18 protein-coding genes and 1 pseudogene are annotated in these 16,641 nt (G+C 74.4%); 10 read left to right on the top strand and 9 right to left on the bottom strand.

The features are described 5' to 3' along the window. Window positions 1–10: 10 nt before the first annotated feature. Together ACFY32_RS16265 and ACFY32_RS16270 are read right to left on the bottom strand one after the other, a co-directional pair. The gene (locus ACFY32_RS16265) at window positions 11–766 is read right to left on the bottom strand and encodes an MBL fold metallo-hydrolase (protein ID WP_390674505.1); all 756 of its coding nucleotides are present in this window, start codon (window positions 764–766) and stop codon (window positions 11–13) included. Window positions 767–865: 99 nt separating this feature from the next. After that, a complete protein-coding gene (locus ACFY32_RS16270; protein WP_390674506.1) occupies window positions 866–1,492 on the bottom strand; it encodes an alpha-ketoglutarate-dependent dioxygenase AlkB in 627 nt (208 codons plus the stop codon). A 115-nt stretch (window positions 1,493–1,607) separates the two neighbouring features. Here ACFY32_RS16270 and ACFY32_RS16275 point away from each other — a divergent pair, with 115 nt between their 5' ends. Continuing rightward, window positions 1,608–2,252 (top strand): TetR/AcrR family transcriptional regulator, encoded by a 645-nt coding sequence (locus tag ACFY32_RS16275; protein ID WP_390674507.1) that lies wholly within the window; start codon window positions 1,608–1,610, stop codon window positions 2,250–2,252. 61 nt (window positions 2,253–2,313) lie between these two features. Continuing rightward, the gene (locus tag ACFY32_RS16280) at window positions 2,314–3,987 is read left to right on the top strand and encodes an FAD-binding dehydrogenase (protein WP_390674508.1); all 1,674 of its coding nucleotides are present in this window, start codon (window positions 2,314–2,316) and stop codon (window positions 3,985–3,987) included. A gap of 100 nt (window positions 3,988–4,087) precedes the next feature. Here the strand turns inward: ACFY32_RS16280 and ACFY32_RS16285 are convergent. After that, window positions 4,088–4,444 (bottom strand): annotated as a pseudogene (locus ACFY32_RS16285) (DUF488 domain-containing protein); the annotation flags it as partial. A 121-nt stretch (window positions 4,445–4,565) separates the two neighbouring features. Between ACFY32_RS16285 and ACFY32_RS16290 the strand changes: the two are divergent. After that, the gene (locus tag ACFY32_RS16290; protein WP_359199060.1) at window positions 4,566–5,015 is read left to right on the top strand and encodes a DUF6098 family protein; all 450 of its coding nucleotides are present in this window, start codon (window positions 4,566–4,568) and stop codon (window positions 5,013–5,015) included. A gap of 60 nt (window positions 5,016–5,075) precedes the next feature. Here the strand turns inward: ACFY32_RS16290 and ACFY32_RS16295 are convergent, their stop codons facing one another. Together ACFY32_RS16295 and ACFY32_RS16300 are read right to left on the bottom strand one after the other, a co-directional pair. After that, window positions 5,076–5,327, bottom strand: a complete 252-nt coding sequence (locus ACFY32_RS16295; protein WP_359199057.1) for a WhiB family transcriptional regulator — start codon at window positions 5,325–5,327, stop codon at window positions 5,076–5,078. Window positions 5,328–5,447: 120 nt separating this feature from the next. Then, on the bottom strand, window positions 5,448–6,362 hold the full coding sequence (locus ACFY32_RS16300; RefSeq protein ID WP_359199054.1) for a LysR family transcriptional regulator ArgP: 915 nt from the start codon (window positions 6,360–6,362) through the stop codon (window positions 5,448–5,450). Window positions 6,363–6,431: 69 nt separating this feature from the next. On the opposite strand from ACFY32_RS16300, the gene ACFY32_RS16305 reads away from it, so the two are divergent. Both ACFY32_RS16305 and ACFY32_RS16310 read left to right on the top strand, forming a co-directional pair. Then, window positions 6,432–7,046: a LysE/ArgO family amino acid transporter gene (locus ACFY32_RS16305; RefSeq protein ID WP_390674509.1), complete on the top strand. Its 615-nt coding sequence runs from the start codon at window positions 6,432–6,434 to the stop codon at window positions 7,044–7,046. 79 nt (window positions 7,047–7,125) lie between these two features. Next, window positions 7,126–8,430, top strand: coding sequence for an MFS transporter (locus ACFY32_RS16310; protein WP_359199049.1), 1,305 nt, complete (start codon window positions 7,126–7,128; stop codon window positions 8,428–8,430). Window positions 8,431–8,434: 4 nt separating this feature from the next. Here the strand turns inward: ACFY32_RS16310 and ACFY32_RS16315 are convergent, their stop codons facing one another. The 3 genes from ACFY32_RS16315 to ACFY32_RS16325 all read right to left on the bottom strand — a co-directional run bounded on the left by ACFY32_RS16315 (window position 8,435) and on the right by ACFY32_RS16325 (window position 10,958). Beyond that, the gene (locus ACFY32_RS16315; RefSeq protein ID WP_359199046.1) at window positions 8,435–8,890 is read right to left on the bottom strand and encodes a cyclic nucleotide-binding domain-containing protein; all 456 of its coding nucleotides are present in this window, start codon (window positions 8,888–8,890) and stop codon (window positions 8,435–8,437) included. 305 nt (window positions 8,891–9,195) lie between these two features. Next, window positions 9,196–10,665, bottom strand: a complete 1,470-nt coding sequence (locus tag ACFY32_RS16320; RefSeq protein ID WP_390674510.1) for an aminotransferase class I/II-fold pyridoxal phosphate-dependent enzyme — start codon at window positions 10,663–10,665, stop codon at window positions 9,196–9,198. A gap of 71 nt (window positions 10,666–10,736) precedes the next feature. Further along, window positions 10,737–10,958 (bottom strand): hypothetical protein, encoded by a 222-nt coding sequence (locus tag ACFY32_RS16325; protein ID WP_359199040.1) that lies wholly within the window; start codon window positions 10,956–10,958, stop codon window positions 10,737–10,739. Window positions 10,959–11,113: 155 nt separating this feature from the next. Here ACFY32_RS16325 and ACFY32_RS16330 point away from each other — a divergent pair, with 155 nt between their 5' ends. The 5 genes from ACFY32_RS16330 to ACFY32_RS16350 all read left to right on the top strand — a co-directional run bounded on the left by ACFY32_RS16330 (window position 11,114) and on the right by ACFY32_RS16350 (window position 14,365). Then, the gene (locus tag ACFY32_RS16330) at window positions 11,114–11,557 is read left to right on the top strand and encodes an ATP-binding protein (protein ID WP_359199037.1); all 444 of its coding nucleotides are present in this window, start codon (window positions 11,114–11,116) and stop codon (window positions 11,555–11,557) included. 171 nt (window positions 11,558–11,728) lie between these two features. After that, window positions 11,729–12,622, top strand: coding sequence for an RNA polymerase sigma factor SigF (locus tag ACFY32_RS16335; RefSeq protein ID WP_359199034.1), 894 nt, complete (start codon window positions 11,729–11,731; stop codon window positions 12,620–12,622). 17 nt (window positions 12,623–12,639) lie between these two features. After that, window positions 12,640–12,870, top strand: coding sequence for a DUF5133 domain-containing protein (locus ACFY32_RS16340; RefSeq protein ID WP_359199031.1), 231 nt, complete (start codon window positions 12,640–12,642; stop codon window positions 12,868–12,870). Between the two features lie 189 nt (window positions 12,871–13,059). Beyond that, a complete protein-coding gene (locus ACFY32_RS16345) occupies window positions 13,060–13,905 on the top strand; it encodes a DUF1206 domain-containing protein (RefSeq protein ID WP_359199028.1) in 846 nt (281 codons plus the stop codon). Window positions 13,906–13,933: 28 nt separating this feature from the next. After that, window positions 13,934–14,365: a hypothetical protein gene (locus ACFY32_RS16350; RefSeq protein ID WP_359199025.1), complete on the top strand. Its 432-nt coding sequence runs from the start codon at window positions 13,934–13,936 to the stop codon at window positions 14,363–14,365. A gap of 16 nt (window positions 14,366–14,381) precedes the next feature. Here ACFY32_RS16350 and ACFY32_RS16355 read toward each other — a convergent pair whose 3' ends face one another. Continuing rightward, window positions 14,382–16,628 (bottom strand): FUSC family protein, encoded by a 2,247-nt coding sequence (locus ACFY32_RS16355; RefSeq protein WP_390674511.1) that lies wholly within the window; start codon window positions 16,626–16,628, stop codon window positions 14,382–14,384. Between the last annotated feature and the right edge of the window lie 13 nt (window positions 16,629–16,641).

The following is a 16,641-nucleotide window of genomic DNA, read 5'->3' on the forward strand; positions in this document are numbered from 1 at the left end:
GCCCGCTCGCCTACCCGCCGCGAAGGGCCCGCTCCCGTGCCCGCCGGGCGGCGTCCGCGACCGGTCCCCGGTGGACGGGGCCGTGGCCGGGGAGCAGCACGTCGGCGTCGAGGCGTCCGAGGACGTCGAGCGAGGCCAGGGTGCGGGCCCGGTCGTGGTGGAACATGCCGGGCAGGAGCTGCGGCCCTCCGGTGCGGGCGAGGGCGTGGCCGGTGACCAGGGCGTCACCGGAGACGACCACCCCCCGGTCGGGCAGGTGGTAGGCGCAGTGGCCGTCGGTGTGCCCGGGGGTGTGCACCGGCACCGGGCGGCCGGGCAGGTCCAGGGCGCCCGGCCCCGGGAACGCCCGGGGATCGGTGACCGGGTGCCGGGCGGCGCCGCCGGACCGTACGACGTGCGCGATCCACGGCAGGGCGCCGGGCCGCCAACTGTTGCGCAGCACCGTCGGTACGGAGACCTGCTGGAGGAAGTCGCCCCGGGCGTGCGGGACTTCCGCCTCGTGCAGATGGACGGGCGTGCCGTGGGCGGCGCTCAGGTACTCGGCCGAGCCCAGATGGTCGTTGTGGGCGTGGGTGATCAGCACGGCCGTCACCGCCTCCGGTGCGGCGCCCACCCGGGCCAGCGAGTCGAGCAGCGCCCGCCGGTCCCCGGGGTAGCCGGTGTCCACCAGCGTCACCGCGTCCCCCTCGGTGAGGATCACCCAGTTGGTGTGGCCGCCGTGCACCAGATAGGTGCCGTCGCCGACCTGCCGTACGTCCGCGCTCATCGCTCTCCCCTGTCCCCGCGCCGGCCCCCGCGGGGACAGCCAACCAGACGGGGGCCGCCGCCGGCACCGCCCACCGGGACGGCGCGTGCGGGGGAGGGCTCAGCGGACGCCGTGCGGGCGGAACTGGACGCTGATCCTCGGTCCCACGGCCCGCGCGGACTTCGGTACGCAGTGCTCCCAGGTGCGCTGGCAGGAGCCGCCCATCACGATCAGGTCGCCGTGGCCCAGCGGGCGGCGCACGGTGTCGCCGCCGCCCACCGGGCGCAGCAGCAGGTCCCGGGGCGCGCCCACGGAGAGGATCGCGACCATGGTGTCCTCGCGCGCCCCCCGACCGATCCGGTCGCCGTGCCAGGCGACGCTGTCCCGGCCGTCCCGGTAGTGGCAGAGCCCGGCGGTGGTGAACGGCTCGCCCAGTTCCCCGGCGTACCGGGCGGTGAGCGCGGCGCGTGCCTCGGCGAGCACCGGGTGCGGCAGGGCGTCACCGGCGCCGTAGAACGCCAGCAGCCGGGGGACGTCGACGACCTGGTCGTACATGGCCCGCCGCTCCGCGCGCCAGGGGACCTCGGCCGCGAGGTGCGTGAAGAGGGTGTCCGCCCCGGTCAGCCACCCCGGCAGGACGTCGATCCAGGCGCCGCGGCCCAGCACGGTCCGGTGGGTCCCGTCGAGCGGGCCGAGCCGGACCTGGTCGGTCTGGTCGAAGAGGGAGCCCTGGAGGTGCGTGGTCATGACTCCAGCGTACTCCGTATTCGAAAGTGTGTTCCCACCGGATTCCGGCGCTGCCGGCTCCCTTCCGATACACCGCCGTATCCGATACGGTCGCGCATCGAACGGAGGGCGGATCATGACCGTGCGGGCGGGGGAGACGACCAGGCGCCGGGCCCGCACCCGGGCCAATCTGCTCGACGCCGCGTTCACGGTGTTCGCCGCCAAGGGGTTCGGCCGGGTCTCCATCGAGGAGGTCTGCGAGGCCGCCGGGTACAGCAGGGGCGCCTTCTACTCCAACTTCGCCACCCTGGACGAGCTGTTCTTCGCCCTCTACCGGCAGCGCGCCGACCTGATCGCCGAGCAGGTCACCGCCGCCCTCGCCGCCGACGGCCCCGACCCGGACGTGCCGGCCGCGGTGAACCGGATCACCGAGGTGCTGCTCCTGGACCGCGACTGGCTGCTGGTCAAGACGGACTTCCTGGTGCACGCCGCCCGCTCCCCGGAGGTCGCCCGGACCCTGCTGGAACACCGGGCCGAGCTGCGGCGGGCGATCGCCGGCGAGCTGGCCCGCGTCCACCGGCACACCCCGCTGCCCGCCGTGCTCGGCGACGCCGAGGGGGCCGCGCACGCGGTGGTCGCCGCCTACGACGGGATCACCGCCCGACTGCTGCTGGACCGGGACACCGAGCGGGCCCGGGACCGGCTCGCCCGGATGCTGACCGCGCTGCTCACCGAGGGCGGCGGGGCGCTGCTCACCGAGGGCGGCGGGGCGACGCGATGAGACACCGCGCGGCGGCCCGGCACACCACCACGCATCACGGTACGAGGAAGGGACGATCGCCATGGACGCCGACGTCATCGTCGTCGGAGCGGGCCTCGCGGGACTGGTCGCCGCGCACGAACTGACCGCCCGGGGCCGCCGGGTCGCCCTGGTCGACCAGGAGAACGCCGCCAACCTCGGCGGACAGGCGTTCTGGTCGTTCGGCGGGCTGTTCCTCGTGGACTCCCCGGAGCAGCGCCGCATGGGCGTCAAGGACTCCTTCGAGCTGGCCTGGAACGACTGGCGGGGCAGCGCGGCCTTCGACCGCACCGACGACGAGGACTCCTGGGCGGTGCGCTGGGCCCGCGCCTACGTCGAGTTCGCGGCCGGCGAGAAGCGGTCCTGGCTGGACGGACACGGCATCAAGCTGCTGCCCACCGTCGGCTGGGCCGAGCGCGGCGACCTCACCGCCCACGGCCACGGCAACTCCGTGCCCCGCTTCCACATAGCCTGGGGCACCGGCACCGGCGTGGTGGAGCCCTTCGTGCGGTACGCGCGGCAGGCCGCCCGTGACGGGCTGCTCACCTTCCACCACCGCCACCGCGTCGACGAACTGATCGTCGAGGGCGGCACCGCACGCGGCGTCCGCGGCACGGTCCTCGCCGAGGACACCGCGCCCCGCGGCGTCGCCTCCAACCGCGACCCGGCCGGCGAGTTCGAGCTGACCGCCCAGGCCGTGATCGTCACCTCCGGCGGCATCGGCGCCGACCACGACCTGGTCCGCCGCCACTGGCCCGCCCGCCTGGGCACCCCGCCCGCCCGGATGATCACCGGTGTCCCCGCCTACGTCGACGGCCGGATGCTCGGCATCAGCGCCGCCGCCGGGGCCCGCCTGGTCAACCGCGACCGGATGTGGCACTACACCGAGGGCGTCCGCAACTGGGACCCCATCTGGCCCGGCCACGGCATCCGCATCCTGCCCGGACCCTCCTCGATGTGGTTCGACGCGCTCGGCCGCCGCCTGCCCGACCCCTGCCTGCCCGGCTACGACACCCTGAGCACCCTCAGGCACCTGCGCACCGACGAGAAGATCGCGGGGTACGACCACTCCTGGTTCATCCTGACCCGCAGGATCGTCGAGAAGGAGTTCGCGCTGTCGGGCTCCGAGCAGAACCCCGACATCACCGCCAAGGACCGCGCCGCCTTCCTGCGCACCCGGGTCCTCGGCAAGGGCGCCCCCGGACCGGTGGCCGCCTTCCTGCGCGAGGGCGCCGACTTCGTCATCGCGCCCGGCCTGGAACAGCTCGTCGACCGCATGAACGCGCTCACCGACGAGCCGCTGCTGGACGCCGCCGCGATCCGCCGCCAGATCGAGGCCCGCGACCTGCAGATGACCAACCCGTTCGGCAAGGACGCCCAGGTCCAGGGCATCCGCAACGCCCGCCGCTACCTCGGCGACCGCCTCGGCCGGGTCGCCGCCCCGCACCGCGTCCTGGACCCGGCCGCCGGCCCGCTCATCGGGGTCAAGCTGCACATCCTCACCCGCAAGACCCTCGGCGGCATCCAGACCGACCTCGACTCCCGCGCGCTCGGCGCCGACGGCCGGCCGGTCGAGGGCCTGTACGCGGCCGGCGAGGTGGCGGGCTTCGGCGGCGGCGGGGTGCACGGCTACAACGCGCTGGAGGGCACCTTCCTCGGGGGTTGCCTCTTCTCGGGGCGGGCGGCGGGCCGGGCGGCGGCCCGGCAGACGGCATGAGCGGGCCCGCGGCTCAGCCCTTGCCCTTGCCCGTGTCTTCGCCCCTGCCCTTGCCGCCGCTGCTGCCGTTGCCTCCGCCTTCGCCCTTGCCTCCGCTCCTGTTCTTCTCCTCGCCGAGGAGGTCGACCAGCACGGCGGCGTGGCTGCGCTCAGGCGTCCTGGACGCGGTCAGCAGGGTCACCGGGCCCTCGCGGACCAGCTCGCGCACCCCGTCCAGGGCCTCGGCCGCCGCCGGCTCGGCCAGCTCCGCCGCGTACCGCTCGGCGAACTCCCGGTAGGAGCCCTCGTCCGCGTGGAACCAGCGGCGCAGTTGCGTCGACGGGGTGAGGGCCTTGGGCCACTCGTCCACGTCGGCGGCGTCCTTGGCCAGGCCCCTCGGCCACAGCCGGTCCACCAGGACCCGTACCCCGTCGTCCGGCTCGGACGGTTCGTAGACGCGGCGCACCCGGAGGCTCACGGTCGGACCCCTTCCACGGTCGGCGTACTTCCGCCGAGCCTATGCCGCCGGCCCGCTTCCCGAATCTCCGCCGGTCGCGGGGGTACTCCGTCGGCCTGAAGGCAATGAGGAGGTATCGGACATGAGCGCACCGGACGAGCTGCCGCTCGCGCGCACACTGGGCGAGGTCGTCGACCTGGTCGAAGGGCACAAGGATCTGTACGTCCGCTGGTCCCGGGGCCCGGGGACCGACCTCCGCAAGCTGTCCAGCACCGACGAACTCACGGGCGTGGCGATGCCCGGCCTCTCCGCCAACCCCCTCGACGTGGAGGAGTGGTGGGGGGACCGCCCGGTACGGGTCTGGGTGGCCCGGCGGCTGTACGACTACGCCCATCTGCCCCACGACAAGGGCCCCGGCGTGCGGGCGTGGGTGCTCACCGGGCGGGAGACGGGCCGGGGCCCGGACAACGAGCCGCTGGTGACCGACGCCGAGCCGCTGTACTGGATCGACGACGCCGTGATCCAGGAGGCCCGGGACGTGGTGGACCACCAGGAGCGCCCGTGGGGCACGCTGCGCCGCGGGGGTGACTGAAGCCGACGAGGCGGTGGCCGCCCCGTGGGGGGCGGCCACCGCCTCGTTCCGCGGTCCCGGTCAGCCCGAACGGCGGCGGGCGCCTGTCCGCCGCTTCAGCGCGCGGCGCTCGGTCTCGCTGGTCCCGCCCCAGACGCCGAGGGACTGACCCGTGTCGAGCGCCCATTGCAGACACTGGTCACGGACCGGGCAGCGGTGGCACACCGCCTTCGCCTGCTCGGTCTGCAGCAGGGCCGGGCCCGAGGTGCCGATCGGGAAGAAGAGATCGGGGTCCTCGTCACGGCAGGCTGCGAATTCACGCCAGTTGTCCATCAAATGTCACCTGCGATCGTCGTATCGCGTCCTCGGAACGGCTTGCTCCTTTCCGGGTGCCGCCCGACAGCGGTGTGAAACAGGCGGATCTTCCGTGCGGCGCGCGGTTCGTCGGCCGGCTCACCGACTCCGCAGGGCGTGCGCCGCCGCCTCGGCGACCGCGTCGGCGACCGTGGCCAGGGCGGGGGAGTCGAGCTTCCACTGCTGCCAGTACAGGGGGATGTCGACCACGCGGCCGGGCGCCAGTTCGGCCAGCCGTCCGGCGCGCAGCAGCGGGACGGCCTGGGGTTCGGGGATCATGCCCCAGCCCAGGCCCGCGGTGACGGCCTGGGCGAAACCCTCCGAGGTGGGGACGTAGTGCCGCGCGGGGCTCGCCGCGCCCCGCCCGCCGCCGAGCCGGCGCACGAACCCGTCCTGGAAGTCGTCCCGCCGGTCGAAGACCACCACCGGCGCCCCGGCGAGCGCCTCCCGCAGCGGCCGGCCCGTCACCCACCGGGCGGCGAAGTCCGGTGCCGCGGCCGGCAGGTACCGCATCCGCCCCAGCGGCCGCACCGAGCACCCCGGCACCGGGTCGGGAGAGGAGGTCACCGCCGCCATCACCGCGCCCTCCCGGAGCAGGGCCGCCGTGTGGTCCTCGTCCTCGCGGCGCAGGTCGAAGCAGAGCGCCGGTTCGCGCGGCACCCGGGTGAGGGCGTCCAGGAACCAGGTCGCCAGCGAGTCCGCGTTGACGGCCACCGAGACCCGGGTCGGCTCCCCGGCGCCGCTCAGCCCCAGCTCGGCGTGGGCGTCCCGCTCCAGCCGGGCCACCTGCCGGGCGAGCCGTACCAGCACCGCGCCGGATTCGGTCGGCCGCACCGGCTTGGTGCGCAGCAGCAGCACCCGGCCCGTGCGCTGCTCCAGCGCCTTCACCCGCTGGCTCACCGCCGAGGGCGTCACGTGCAGCGCCGCCGCGGCGGCGTCGAACGTCCCCTCGTCCACCACCGCCAGCAGCGTCCGCACCTGGTCCAGCGGGAGGTCACCCAGCGCCGTCGTCATCACGAACGCTAAGGGTACGTAAGAATCTTTAGCTGTACGCCCGGTGATCGTCCGCTTAGCGTCGGGGGCATGACCAACGCCCTGACCGCCGCGGCCGCCGGCTTCGGCACCGGCCTCTCGCTGATCGTCGCCATCGGCGCCCAGAACGCCTTCGTCCTGCGCCAGGGGGTCCGCCGCGACGCGGTCCTCGCGGTGGTCGGCATCTGCGCCCTGTCCGACGTGGTGCTGATCGCCCTCGGCGTCGGCGGGGTCGGCGCGCTGGTGGTCGCCTGGCCGGGCGCGCTCACCGCGGTCGGCTGGATCGGCGGCCTCTTCCTGCTCGGCTACGGCGCCCTGGCCGCCCGCCGGGTGATCAGGCCGGGCGGCGCGCTGCGGGCGGAGGGCGAGGCGGCGGGCTCCCGGCGCCGGGCGGTGCTCACCTGCCTGGCGCTGACCTGGCTCAACCCGCACGTCTACCTCGACACCGTGTTCCTGCTGGGCTCGGTCGCCGCCGACCGGGGCCCGCTGCGCTGGACCTTCGGCCTGGGCGCGGCCCTCGCCAGCCTCGTCTGGTTCGCCGCGCTGGGCTTCGGCGCCCGCTTCCTCGGCCGGTTCCTGGCCCGGCCCGCCGCCTGGCGGGTGCTGGACGGCCTGGTCGCCGTCACCATGATCGCCCTCGGTGTCTCGCTGCTCGCCGGAAGCTGACGCCCGTCGCACCCCCCTCCCGCCGCGTCCTGGGATAGTGAACCCCGAATCGAAAGATGTAGCGACCAAGTAGGAACGCGTGGACACCAGCGACAGCAGTACCGCACCCCGGGCCGAGACCCCCGACGCCGACGGCAGCGAACCGGCCCCGCGCCGGGGCTGGCGCCGCTGGGCGATGGACACCCGCCCGCTGCGCCGCCCCGCCTACCGCAGGCTGTGGAGCTCGACCATCGTCACGGCCGTCGGCAGCCAGCTCACCGCCGTCGCCGTGCCCAAGCAGATCTACGACATCACCGGCTCCTCGGCCTGGGTCGGCGCGGCCAGCCTCGCCGGACTGCTGCCGCTGATCGTGTTCGCGCTGTGGGGCGGCGCGGTCGCCGACACCATGGACCGCCGCAAACTGCTGCTGATCACCAACACTGGCATAGCCGTGACCTCGCTGCTGTTCTGGGTCCAGGCCGTCACCGGCCTGGAGTCGGTGGCCGTCCTGATGGTGCTGCTCGCCCTCCAGCAGGCGTTCTGGGGCCTGAACGCCCCCGCCCGCAGCGCCTCCATCGCCCGGCTGGTCCCCGAGGACGAACTGCCCGCCGCGAACGCCCTCGGCTCCACCGTCATGCAGACCGGCCAGGTCGTCGGCCCGCTGCTCGCCGGTGTGCTCATCCCGGTCATCGGCCTGCCGGAGCTGTACCTCATCGACGCCCTCGCCCTGTGCGTCACCGTCTGGGCGGTGTACCGGCTGCCCGCGCTGGCGCCGCTGACGGGCGCGAAGCGGCGCGCGGGCGTCCGGGAGGTGGTGGCGGGCTTCCGCTACATCGCCGGGCACACCGTGCTGCTGCTCTCCTTCCTCGCCGACATCGTCGCCATGGTCCTCGGCATGCCCCGCGCCCTGTTCCCGCAGCTCGCCGCCGAGACGTACGCCCCCTGGGGCGAGGGCCTCGCCCTCGGGCTGCTGTTCGCGGCGATCCCGATCGGGGCGGTGGCCGGGGGCCTGTTCTCCGGCACGTTCTCGCGGGCCCGGCGGCACGGCTGGATGGTGATCGGCGCGGTCGTCGCCTGGGGCGCGGCCATCGCGGGGTTCGGGCTGAGCGGCAACCTGTGGCTCGCGGTGGTCTTCCTGGCCCTGGCCGGGGTCGCCGACATGGTCTCGATGGTGTTCCGCGGGGCGATCCTGCTCTCCGCCGCGACCGACGAGATGCGCGGCCGGATGCAGGGCGTCTTCACGGTCGTCGTGGCGGGCGGCCCCCGCCTGGCCGACGTGCTGCACGGCACCGCGGGCTCGGCGTTCGGCGCCCGCACGGCCGTGACCGGCGGCGGACTGCTGGTCGTCGCGGTGATGCTGGGCCTGGCCCTCGCCGTGCCGGGGCTGCGCCGCTACCGGGTCTGAGCCCTCACAGGGAGCCGCGCCGGTGCAGCGCGTACTGCTCCATGAGCTGGCCGCGGGTCATCTCCAGCCGGTGGGCGAGGATCTCGGCGACCGACCGGACCAGGGTGAGGCCGAGCCGCGGGTCCTCCTCGCACAGCGCGAGCACCCGGGCCGCCTCGAACTCGTAGGCGCGCACGGGGCTGAACGCCTCCGCGCCGAAGTCCCACCGGTGCGGCGGGAACAGCCAGGACCAGCCGAGCAGATCGCCGGCGCCGAGGCTGGCGACCGTGACCTGCTGCACCGGGGTGACGCTCTGGGTCAGCGAGACCGCGCCGGAGCGGATGACCCAGAAGCGGTCGGCGGGAGCCTCGGCCTCGAAGATCTTGGCGTCCTCCGGGAAGGAGACCTCCCGGGCGAGGGCGGTCAGCCGCGCACGCTGCGGCGGGGGGAGGGCGGTGAGCAGTTTTATCGCTTTGGTCATGAGGCGGGGCTCCTCGCCGACGGTTCGGTTCCGGTGCTTACCCTGTGCCCATTTCAGCGGCTGCCGTCTCGCCGGGCACGCCGGCCGCCGGTGGAGAGCGGGAGCGGGCCGGGTGCGGGCATGAGAAAGCCCTGGCTGGACGGGGGAAGCCAGCCAGGGCCGTAAGCGGTGGTACCGGGGGACCGCGGAGGTCGACCCCGTCACCACGTATGGATGAACGCTAAACCATTTCGGGCGGTTCCGGAAACGCCGGACCCGGATTCGTGACGTGTTTCACGCGGGTTACGGCCGTGTTGCCCGCGCGTTCACTCCGCCACCACCCGGACCGTCTTCAGCGACGGGTCGCTCGGGTCCGGCAGATACATCCCGGCGGCCAGACCGGTGCTCAGGTACCGCAGCACCGGCTCGGTCAGCCGCTCGCCCGGCAGCACGGCCGGGATGCCCGGCGGATACGGCGTGATCATCTCCGCCGCGACCCGCCCCGCCGCCCCTTCCAGCGGCACGTCCTCGGTCGGCCCGAAGAACGCGTCCCGGGGCAGTGCGACCTGCGCCATCCGCAGCTCGTCCGGCACCGGCACCGCCACCTCGGGCGCGGCCGGCAGCGAGGGCGCCACCCGGGCGAGGTCCTTCAGCGCGGCCAGCAGCTCCCCGGCGGTCTCCCGGTCGTCGCCGTGGGTGAGCTGCGCGCCGATCCGCCGGTGGTCCGTGATGTGGGCGATCAGGCCCCGGTGCTCGCGCAGCCAGTCGGCCGCCTGATAGCCGGAGACGCCGAGCCCCGACAGGTCGATCACCACGGGCAGCGGGTCGAAGTCGTCGGCGCGGCCCGGCCCGCAGAAGTCCGCCCGGTCGTTGACGTGCAGGCCGTCGATCTCCTCGATCGCCGCCCGCACCTCGGCCGCCAGCTCCAGCGTGGCGCCCATCAGCTCCCGCCCGTGCAGCGCCATCTGCCGGCGCCAGCCGTCCAGCCCCGCGTAGATCAGCGACGACGGACTGGTGGTGCCGAGCAGGTCGGCGCGCATCCCGAGCAGCTCCGGCGGCACCAGGTCGCCCTGGAGGTGGAAGACCGAACCCTGCTCCAGGCCGCTGCCCATCTTGTGGATGCTGGTCACACAGATGTCGGCGCCCGCGTCCATCGCCCACGACGGCAGATCCGGGTGGAAGGGCAGGTGCGCGCCCCACGCCTCGTCCACGATCAGCGGCCGCGACCGCCGGTGGCAGACCTCGGCGACCGCCCGCAGGTCCGCGGCGGCCCCGTACGGCGTCGGGCTGGTGATCAGCGCGCCCTTGGCGTCGGGATGGGCGGCGAAGGCCCGGTCGAACTCCTCGGCGGACGGCGGGTGCGCCAGGTGCCGGTCGGGGTCCCAGCGCGGCTCGACCCAGACCGGCTCGATGCCCGCCAGCAGCAGGCCGGAGACCACCGCCTTGTGGGCGTCCCGGCCGATCAGCAGCTTCTCGTGCGGCCCGGCGACCGCCAGCATCGCCGCCTTGACCGACAGCGAGCTGCCGCAGGTGGAGAAGAAGGCGTGGTCGGCGTGGACGGCGTCGGCCATCAGCTCCTCGGCGCGCTCCAGCACCCGGCCCCGGGTGAGCCGGTCGTCCAGCGCGCCGGTCGCCAGCACGTCCCCGAGGAACACCGCGTCGCCCAGCACCTCACGCGTCGCCGGATCGGCGCCGCGCGCCTGCTTGTGCCCCGGGGGCGTGAACGGCAGCCGCCCCTCGCGGCGGTACTCGGCGAGGGCTTCCAGGACGGGTGCGCGGGTGTGATCGACAGCCATGCCGGTGCGGCTTCCCCGTCGCCGCCCGCGCAATCGGACCGCGCCGCCGCCCGCCCGGCCGGACCGGCCGGTCAGCTCCGCCGGGTGCGGTTGCCCGGGGTCAGCACCTCGTCCAGGACGTGGACGACGGCCTCGTAGGCCAGCGAGCGCACCTCCGCCTCCCGGGCGGCCGCCGGATCGGCCCCGTCCAGTTCCTCCCGCCGGGCCCGCCAGGTCTGCTCCTCCTGGGCCGCGCAGGCCCGCGCACGTCGCATCCGCCGCAGCAGTTCGTCCGAGTCCACAACATCCGTCATGCCACTCGCGTACCCCCGCTCGCCCATGAAATGGCCGTTGGGCCGTACGGGGGCCCGGAGGTTTGGGGGTGCGGGGAGAGGTCAGCCGGTTCTCATGGCAGGCCGCGACAGCGCGGCCCGTATCCGGCTTGGCCCATCGACCAGGGAGCTGACGGATGTGCGAATGGCACCCCACTGATACCGCCGCGGAGCGGGCCGGCACCGGCCGGCGCCAGTTGCCGCGGCCGCCCAAACCCGCCGAGGCCCGCCGGGCCGTGGAACGCGCGGTCGCCGAGTGCTGCCGCCAGGGCCGCGCCCGCTACGACGCCAACGCCCTGTCCGACGCCGTGCTGGTGGCCTCCGAGCTGACCACCAACGCCATCCTGCACGGCGGCGGCATCACCGACTTCCGGGTCGACGTCACCGGCCCCGAGATACGGGTCTCGGTGAGCGACCGCAGCGACCGGCTGCCGGTCGCCGTGGACCGGACCGACCCGCAGGGGCGCCGCCGGGTGGGCGGCCGGGGCTGGCCGATCGTCTGCCGGCTGGCCCGCGACGTCCACGTGTGCGATCTGCCCTCCGGAGGCAAGTGCATAAGCGTTCTCGTTCCGCTGTCCTAGTTACTTTTGGAAAAGCGGAGTTTGTTCCCCCCAAGTGAGGGCAGTCGCAGTTTCGTGCTTCGGACCGGAGGCGCAGCAGCGGGAGCGGCATGGCCGCTCGGACCCATGTGATCCGGCCGGCGTCGTTCCCGCGGTAAGTCCCCTGAGACCACCGTTCAGGAGCGAATCCGCATGCTCATCGACACGCCCACCGACCGTCCCGCCACCGCCGAGCCCACGACCGCCACCGAACCGTCCCCCGAGCAGGCCCCCGGGTCCGCCCGGCGCCGGCACGACGACGCACCCGACACCGCGGCGCTCTTCGCCCGGCTCGCCACCCTCGATGACGGGCCCGAGCGCGACGCGGTGCGCGACGAACTCGTCACCGCCTGGCTGCCCATGGCCCACCGGATCGCCGGCCGCTTCCGCGACCGCGGGGAGTCCGTGGAGGATCTGCGGCAGGTGGCGGCCCTGGGACTGGTGAAGGCCATCGACCGTTTCGACCCGGAGCGGGGCGCCTTCGAGAGTTACGCCGTACCCACCATCACGGGTGAGGTCAAGCGGCACTTCCGGGACCGGATGTGGGCCCTGCGGGTCCCGCGCCGGGTCCAGGAACTGCGTAACAAGGTCCGCGTCGCCCGGCGCGAACTCACCCAGAACCCCGGCAGCCCGGAACCCTCGGTGGCCGACATCGCCGCCCACACCGGGCTCACCGAGGAAGAGGTCGGCGCCGGCCTGGAGGCGCTGGAGAGCTTCAGCACCCTGTCGCTGGACGCCGAGCTGTCGGCCGGCGACGACGGCTACAGCCTCGCCGACACCCTCGGCGCCTCGGACGCCTCGTTCGACACCGTCGTCGACCGCGAGTCCGCCAAGGAAGGGCTGCGCAAGCTGCCCGAGCGCGAACGCGCCATCCTCTACATGCGTTTCTTCGAGGACATGACACAGAGCCGGATAGCGGACCGGCTCGGCATCTCGCAGATGCACGTCTCCCGCCTGATCAGCCGCAGTTGCGCCCGGGTGCGCGACGAGGCGCTGGGCCAGCGGCCGAACCGGCGCGGCGGCCCCGGCCGGCCCGCGTCGGTGTGAAGGAGGAAACGAGAGCGATGCTGAGGCCCCACCCCGCCGTACTGCGCCGGCTCGTCGACGAGTACGAGACGGCCCTGGCCGGCGAGCCCGCCGACGGAGGACCGAGCCCCCGGGCCCGGGACCTGGCGTACACGCTGTGCGTGTCCACCGGTACCCGCGACGTACGCCTGGCCCTGGAGGCGGCGCGCCACTGGCTCGCCGTCGCGCCCGGCCCCGGACAACCCGCCCCCGTCGCCGTCGGCGACTGACGCCGCGCCGGCCGGCCGTACACGGCCGGCACCGAGGAGGCCCCCCGCCTGCCGTGGCTGTGACCCCACAGCCACGGCAGCGGCGTGTCCGGAACCGGAACGCCGGGCCGGAGCGGCGGCCCGGCCGGGGGTGTGCCGGGCCCCGGCCGGGGCATCCGATCCGCGACACACCGGGAGGGGAGCCAGGACATGGCCACACGAGTGCTGACGGGAACGACCGGCCGGAACAAGGCCCGGCGGCTGGCCCACGGATCGGCCAGGGAGGGCGCGGCCCGCGCGGGCCTCACCGCACGCGGGGTGATCTACCTGCTGGTCGGGCTGCTGGCGCTGCAGATCGCCTTCGGCGGCGGTGGCGGACGCGAGGCGGACCGCTCCGGCGCGCTGGAGGAACTCGCCGCGAAGCCGTTCGGCTCGGTGCTGCTGTGGGCGCTGGGCATCGGCCTGGTCGGCATGGCCCTGTGGCGGCTGTCCGAGGCCCTGTTCGGCTCCGTCGGCGCCGACGGCCACAAGGCGAAGAAGCGGCTGTCGGCCGCCGCCCGCTGCGTGTTCTACGGCTTCGTCGCCTACTCGGTCCTCGCGTTCGCCGCCAGCCCCTCGCACGGCTCCGGCGGATCGAGCGACCAGCAGTCCCGGGACGTCACCGCCCGGGTCATGGAGGTGCCCGCCGGACGGTGGCTGGTCGGCGCGGCCGGCGCGGCCATCGTGATCGCCGGAGTGGTGATCGGCGTACAGGCGGCCCGCCGCAGCTTCCGCAAGAAGCTCAAGACGGGCGAGATGGCCCCGTGGTCCCGGAAGCTGGTGGACGTCACGGGCGTCGCCGGGGGAGTGGCACGCGGACTGGTCTTCGCCACGGCCGGCGTCTTCGCCGTACGGGCCGCGGTCGACTACCAGGCCGACAAGGCCAAGGGCCTCGACGACACCCTGCGCTCCTTCGCCGACACCCCGCTCGGCCCCTGGCTGCTGGCACTGGTCGCGGCCGGGCTGGTGCTGTTCGGCGTCTTCTCCTTCGCGCTGGCCCGGTGGCGGCGCGTCTGATCCGAGCGGAAGGGGGAACACGGTGCGGATGAACGAACACGAGATTCCGCCGGACGGCCGTCCCGTGGACGTCTACCTCGACCTCCTGCGCATCCGCATGGACACCGAGGACTACCGGCTGCTGCTCAGCGTGGTGGAACCGGTGCTGCGGGCGATCGACGAGCACCAGCTCCCCACCATCGACTTCTCCCTCGACGGGCAGGGCGCCGACGAACTGCCCCAGGAGATCCGCGACGAGGCCGCCCTCGTCATCGCCACCGCCGTCACCGGCCGCCTTGACAACGAGGTGATCGAGATCAGTACCGAGGAGACCGGCCCGGTCCGCGTGGTGACCGACGCGGCCACCGCCTCCGATCCCGACCGGCTCGGCGAGATCGCCGACTACCTCAAGGAACGCCACCGGCAGAACGAGGAGCTGCGCGGCATCGCCGAGGCCAGCGGCCTGCCCACCGACTTCTGACCCGCCCCGGCCCGCCTCAGCGCCGCGGCGCCGCGACGGGCACGCCCAGCGGCCGGGCGAGGCCGGTGACCGCCTCGTCCAGCCGCTCCAGATGCCGCAGCACCCGGCCGGTGATCCTGCCGTAGCGCGGGACGCCGCCGGCGTCCGGCTCCAGCAGCGAGGCGATGCTGGGACCGGTCTCCACCTCGGTGGCGGCCCGCTCGTCCGCGACCCGCGCCGCGATCGCCTCGATGTTGCGCACCGTGCGCCGCACCGCCCCCCGCAGCCTCGGGTCGGCCGCGATCGACGGATGGGTCGGCAGCAGCTCCGCCGTCGCCGCCAGCGACCGCGCGTGGTACGCGCAGGTCTCCAGCAGCGCCACCACGTAACGGGCGGTGTCCCGCCGCGTGCGCAGCGGCGTGATCGGATGGGTCAGCGGCTGGGTGGCGGCCCGGAGATCCCCCAGCGCCTGGTCCAGATCGCGGGCCCGGTCCAGCAGATCCGCCGCCGGGCCACCGCTGAGCTGCTCCACCGCCCCCTCGGTGACGTCCACCAGCTTCTCCAGCACCGTGCCCAGCAGCTCGTCGGTACGGCGGTCGGTGCGCACCGGCAGCACCAGCGCCGCCGCGACGACCCCGCAGGCCGCGCCCAGCGCCGTCTCCTCCACCCGCAGCAGCAGCACCGACATGCTGTAGGTGTGCAGCAGGGTGTAGAGCAGCCCCAGCATGGCGGTGACGAAGAACGACATCAGGGTGTACGACAGCGGCGCGGTGTAGAACATCGCGAAGATGAAGACCAGGACCAGCGCGAACGCCGTCCAGGTGTGCTGCCCGACCAGCCCGGCCAGCACGATGCCCGCCACCACCCCGAACACCGTGCCCAGCAGCCGCCGGTAGCCCTTGACCAGGATCTCGCCGGTGGAGGCGGTGTTCAGGAAGACGATCCAGCAGGTCAGCACCGCCCAGTACCAGCGCTGCGTGGACAGCAGCTCGCCGCCCACGATGGCCAGCGAGGACCCGACGGCCACCTGCACCGCGGCCCGGGTCGTCGGCCGCCGCAGCCCCGTCGGCTCGGCCGCCGGGATCTCCTCCTCACCGGCGTCGATCGCGGCGTCCTCGGCGTCCAGTTCCTCGCGCGAGCGGGCGGTCGCGGGGGAGTCGTCCGACTCGTCCTGCGGCCCGTCCAGGGCGACCCGCAGACCCAGCACCGCCCGCGCGGTCTCGCCGATGCCCCGGAAGACGTCCTGCACGGCCGGTGTCGCCGCCGGGAGGTTCTCCTCCTCGCGGTAGCCGAGCAGCCGGTTGCGCAGGTGGGACAGGGCCGTGCCGCGGGCCTCGGCGGGCGGTCGCAGCACCAGCGCCCGCAGCGCCCCGAGGTCCCGGCGCAGCAGCTCCGTCGCCTCGTCGGCGCCCGGCAGTCGCCGCACCGTCGGGGCGGGGGCGCCCGGCAGGTGCAGGGTGAGGGTGTCGGCCCGGCGGGCGCTGCGCGCGCCCAGCAGCAGCAGCCCGAGCCGCTCGGCGGCGATCTCGGCGTCCGCGATACGGCGCTGCACCAGCCGGGCCGTGGACGCGTCCGGGGTGCCCTCCTCCAGGCGGCTCTGGATCATCAGCGCCGTCTCGTGCAGCCGGGCCGTGCCCTCCCGCAGGTCCTCCAGCGCCTTGTCGATGTCGTCGGGCCCGGCGTCCAGCAGCGCCAACTGGGCGGAGATCAACTGTGCCAGCCGGGCCCGGAACGCCTGCCGCAGCCGCTGGAGGACGCCGGCCGGCTTCGCGGGCACGATCGCGAACCGCACCAGCGCGCTGCACCCGAACGCCAGGGCCACGGCCCGGTACAGCTCGGGCAGCGCGCCGACGCTCGCGCCGACGAACAGGGAGACGAAGTAGAGCTGGAAACCGATCAGGCCCAGCGCGGTGCCCCGGTCACCGAACCGGCGGCCGTAGACGGCACAGAAGATCAGTACGACGAAGAAGACATCGCCGGCCACCACCCGGGAGCTGAGCAGCGCGGCCAGGGACACCGAGGCCAGCGCCACCGGCAGGCCCAGCGCCAGCGTGACCGCCTGCGCGCCGGGCTGCTTCTCGCGGATGGCGAAGGTGGCGACCATCGCCGCCATCGCCCCCGCCACCAGATGGGTGACGTCCGAGCCGAGCAGGGCGAGCACGGCCAGCGCGAGCGCGATGGCGCCCACCGTCCGCAGCCCGGCGACCAGCCTCAGCAGTCCCGGGTCGGACGCCGCGACGCGGTCCCGCAGTCGTGTCCGCACCGAGCGTCCCGCTGCTCTCACGCCGCCGTACTCT

The sequence above is a fragment of the Streptomyces sp. NPDC000134 genome (assembly GCF_042899225.1).
In the GTDB taxonomy this organism is placed as follows: domain Bacteria; phylum Actinomycetota; class Actinomycetes; order Streptomycetales; family Streptomycetaceae; genus Streptomyces.